We start from the raw sequence: 4,177 nt of genomic DNA, 5'->3' as shown, positions 1-4,177 counted from the left end.
CGCATGGTCCAGACTGGCGCTCATCATCCCCGGGGTCATCCAGGTGACGCCATGCGCCAGCGTGCAGGTGCCGAGCAGCCAGCTATCGCTTTGATAGGCCAGCATCGCGCGGTGGACCGCAGGGTCGTCAACCGTCCGGTCGCGCAGCCGGAACCAGATATCCTGTCGTGCAGGCTGGCGCTTGTCGCCTCCGAGCCAATCGCGGGCGTCTACCGGTCGACTTTCAAAGGCGCGTTCGCGGACGAAATTGTCGCGAAATTTTTCGGGCACCTGATCGGCGAACATCGCGCGCAGTTGCGCCTCGTCCTTCAACTCCTCCGGCGGCGGCACATCGGGCATCGGTTCCTGGTGGTGCAGGCCATCTTCCAGCTTCTGGAACGACGCCGCCAGGTTCAGGATCGGCCTGTCCTTTTGCAGCGCGATCACCCGACGGGTCGAAAAACTGCCGCCATCAAAATCGCGTTCGACGCGGAAGGTGATTTCATAATCTTCGTCCCCGGCGCGCATGAAATAGGCATGCAGCGAATGGGCAATCCGTTCCGATCCCACCGTATCCTGCGCCGCGGCCAGCGCCTGCGCGATCACCTGCCCGCCAAAGACACGGCCCACGCCGCCAGGCTTACGCATTCCCAGATACCAGCCATCGCCCATGCGTTGGACAGAGAGCAGTTCTTCAAGCTCGGTGACGAGCGGATGCTTTTGCGGTTCGTTTCCAGACATGGGGGCGCGTTAGCAGCGTGCAGCGGCTTTAGGCAATGTCTGGACGTGCGAATCTTTCTTGGCGCTCGGATGGATTCGCTTCGCTTTGTCGGGTGGCGTAGCGATCGCCTTCCAGATCGCACGCGTCGCGAATCCACGGCGTTGCGTTGGTCAAGTGCGCTGCCGGTTTATCCCCACCGATTTTTTATCGTGGATAAAAATTTTACGCGGTTCGTCGCAAAAATACTTGCACGCTAGACAAGTCCTAGGAAGTCCGCGCGTCGCTGCACTGCACCCCAAAGAGGGTGCGACGAATGGAATCAGGCAAGCGACGAATCGAGTCCTTAATTAACCATTTACCCTCTTGCGTCTGAAAATGGTTGAGGCACTATAGATAGCGGTTGGCCATAGGGGGCATACCTACAATTTGTGTTTCATCCTGCAGGAGCAATTCTGCGGCAGGGTTTTTTTGCCCTGAAAAAATGAAAGATGACGCGCGAATTTATGCCCTTTGGGTCGCACAAAATGCTAAGGGAAGTGTTTGCTTCCCGAGTCGAACAAGAAGAGAACAAGCTTCTTGGGTTTTAACAGTCGGGGCCGACATTCAAACGGGGTGAGGGTCGGCACCAAAATTGGGGAGCAAAGAGTCACATGGATTTCAGGGATACTGGCCGGGAGGCCGGAGAAGGCAATATGGCGGACATGCTCGAAGCAGAAAAGACAGAGACCGAAACCCCGCAGGTGAAAAAGGCGAAGCCTGAAAAGGAAGTCGCCGAGGCGAAAGCCAAGGCTGGCGATAGCAAGACCGTCGATGTGCGTCGTTTTGATGTTGTGACGGATAGCGCACGCGACGATCTGCTGACCGAGTTCGGCAAGGAAACACTGCGCGACCGCTATCTGCTGCCCGGCGAAAATTATCAGGACCTGTTTGCCCGCGTCGCCTCTGCCTATGCAGACGATCAGGCGCATGCCCAGCGGCTCTATGACTATATCTCCAAATTGTGGTTCATGCCCGCCACCCCCGTTCTATCGAACGGCGGCACCGGACGTGGCCTGCCCATCAGCTGCTATCTGAACAGCGTCGACGACAGCCTGGAAGGCATCGTCAATACTTGGAACGAGAATGTCTGGCTGGCATCGCGCGGCGGCGGCATCGGCACCTATTGGGGCAGCGTGCGCGGCATCGGCGAACCCGTTGGCCTCAACGGCAAGACCAGCGGTATCATCCCCTTCGTCCGCGTGATGGACAGCCTCACCCTTGCCATCTCGCAAGGCAGTCTGCGCCGTGGATCAGCCGCCTGCTATCTCGACATCAACCACCCGGAGATTGAGGAATTCCTCGAAATCCGCAAACCCTCGGGCGACTTCAACCGCAAGGCATTGAACCTGCACCACGGCGTGCTGCTGTCGGACGAGTTCATGGAAGCCGTGCGCGATGGCGCGGAGTTCAACCTCAAATCGCCCAAGGATGGCAGCATCCGTGGCACCGTCGATGCACGCAGCCTGTTCCAGAAGCTGGTCGAGACCCGCCTCGCCACCGGTGAGCCCTACATCATCTTCAGCGACACCGTGAACAACGCGATGCCCAAGCATCACCGCGAACTCGGGCTGAAGGTATCGACGTCAAACCTGTGCGCCGAAATCACCCTGCCCACCGGCCGCGACCATCTGGGTGGGGATCGCACCGCGGTCTGCTGCCTCTCCTCGCTCAACCTTGAAACATGGGATGAGTGGAACGGCGACAAGATGTTCGTCGAGGATGTCATGCGCATGCTCGACAATGTGCTGCAGGACTTCATCGACCGCGCGCCCGACGAAATGGCCCGCGCCCGCTACAGCGCCGGTCGCGAACGCTCGGTCGGCTTGGGCGTGATGGGCTTCCACAGCTTCCTGCAATCGCGCGGCCTCGGCTTTGAAAGCGCGATGGCGAAGTCGTGGAACATGAAGATCTTCAAGCATATCCGCGCACAGGCCGATCAGGCGTCGATGGTGCTCGCCACCGAACGCGGCGCCTGCCCCGATGCCGAGGAACGCGGCGTGATGGAACGCTTCAGCTGCAAGATGGCGATCGCGCCGACCGCGTCGATTTCGATCATCTGCGGCGGCACCAGCGCCTGCATCGAGCCGATCCCGGCGAACATCTACACGCACAAGACGCTGTCGGGCAGCTTCATCGTCAAAAACCCCTATCTGGAAAAACTGCTGCAGGCGAAGGCGAAGGATTCGACCAATGTCTGGAACAGCATCCTCGAAAAGGGCGGTTCGGTGCAGCATCTCGACTTCCTGAGCCCCGAAGAGAAGGACGCGTACAAGACCAGCTTCGAAATCGACCAGCGCTGGCTGCTCGAACTCGCCGGTGACCGCGCGCCCTATATCGATCAGGCACAGTCGCTGAACCTGTTCATCCCCGCAGACGTGGAGAAATGGGACCTCCTCATGCTCCACTTCCGCGCATGGGAACTGGGCATCAAGTCGCTTTACTATCTGCGGTCAAAATCGATCCAGCGCGCTGGCTTTGCTGGCGGCGTCGAGGCGGACAATACCGCCGACGCGCCCAAGATAGAACTGACCGCGGGCGAGCAGACCGACTATGAAGAATGCCTGGCGTGCCAGTAAGTTAGGGTGCGTCGCCCCCGTTCAGGCGGGGGCCGCTGGCAGGGCAGCGTAACCCTCCTGCAGCCCCGGCCTCCGCCGCGGCGACACACGATTGAACCGAGGAAGCAAGAAAATGCCACTGTTAGAAGCCCGCAACAGCTACAAGCCCTTTGAATATCCCTGGGCCTATGATTTCTGGAAACGGCAGCAGCAGATCCACTGGCTGCCCGAGGAAGTGCCCTTGGGTGAGGATTGCCGCGATTGGGCGCAGAAGATCAGCGAGCATGAGCGCAACCTGCTGACGCAGATTTTCCGCTTCTTCACCCAGGCCGATATCGAGGTGCAGGATTGCTACCACGAAAAATATGGCCGCGTGTTCAAGCCGACCGAGGTGAAGATGATGCTCACCGCCTTCTCCAATATGGAGACGGTGCACATCGCGGCGTACAGCCATTTGCTCGACACCATCGGCATGCCCGAAAGCGAATATAGCGCCTTCCTCGAATATGAGGAAATGGCCGCGAAGGTCGATTATATCCACCAGTTCGGCGTCGATAATGACGAAGATATCGCCCGCACCCTCGCCATGTTCGGCGGCTTTACCGAAGGCGTGCAGCTGTTCGCCAGCTTCGCGATGCTGATGAACTTCCCGCGCTTCAACAAGATGAAGGGCATGGGGCAGATTGTCAGTTGGTCGGTGCGCGACGAAAGCCTGCACTGCGAAGGCATTACCAAGCTGTTCCACGCCTTCACCAAGGAACGCGACTGCCTGACCAAGGCGGTGAAGGAAGACATTATCGATTGCTGCCAGAAAGTCGTGCGGCTGGAAGACAGCTTCATCGACCTGGCGTTCGAAATGGGCCCGGTTCCGGGGATGACCGCG

Annotated in this window: 3 protein-coding genes; 2 read left to right on the top strand and 1 reads right to left on the bottom strand. The window is 59.2% G+C overall.

Annotated features, from left to right (window positions below):
- The coding region (locus Q0239_RS01230; RefSeq protein WP_298597124.1) for an acyl-CoA thioesterase II at positions 1-720 on the bottom strand (720 nt) is incomplete at its 3' end.
- Positions 721-1,350: 630 nt separating this feature from the next.
- Between Q0239_RS01230 and Q0239_RS01225 the strand changes: the two genes are divergently transcribed.
- Positions 1,351-3,315, top strand: a complete 1,965-nt coding sequence (locus tag Q0239_RS01225) for a ribonucleoside-diphosphate reductase subunit alpha (RefSeq protein WP_298597121.1) — start codon at positions 1,351-1,353, stop codon at positions 3,313-3,315.
- Positions 3,316-3,427: 112 nt separating this feature from the next.
- A partial coding sequence (locus Q0239_RS01220; RefSeq protein ID WP_298597118.1) for a ribonucleotide-diphosphate reductase subunit beta occupies positions 3,428-4,177 on the top strand: 750 nt, incomplete at its 3' end.

Origin of the sequence: uncultured Sphingorhabdus sp., assembly GCF_937872355.1 — a bacterium.
In the GTDB taxonomy this organism is placed as follows: domain Bacteria; phylum Pseudomonadota; class Alphaproteobacteria; order Sphingomonadales; family Sphingomonadaceae; genus Sphingorhabdus_B.
The sequence above is the reverse complement of the archived record's forward strand: the minus strand, read 5'-3'. Positions and strand labels throughout refer to the sequence as shown.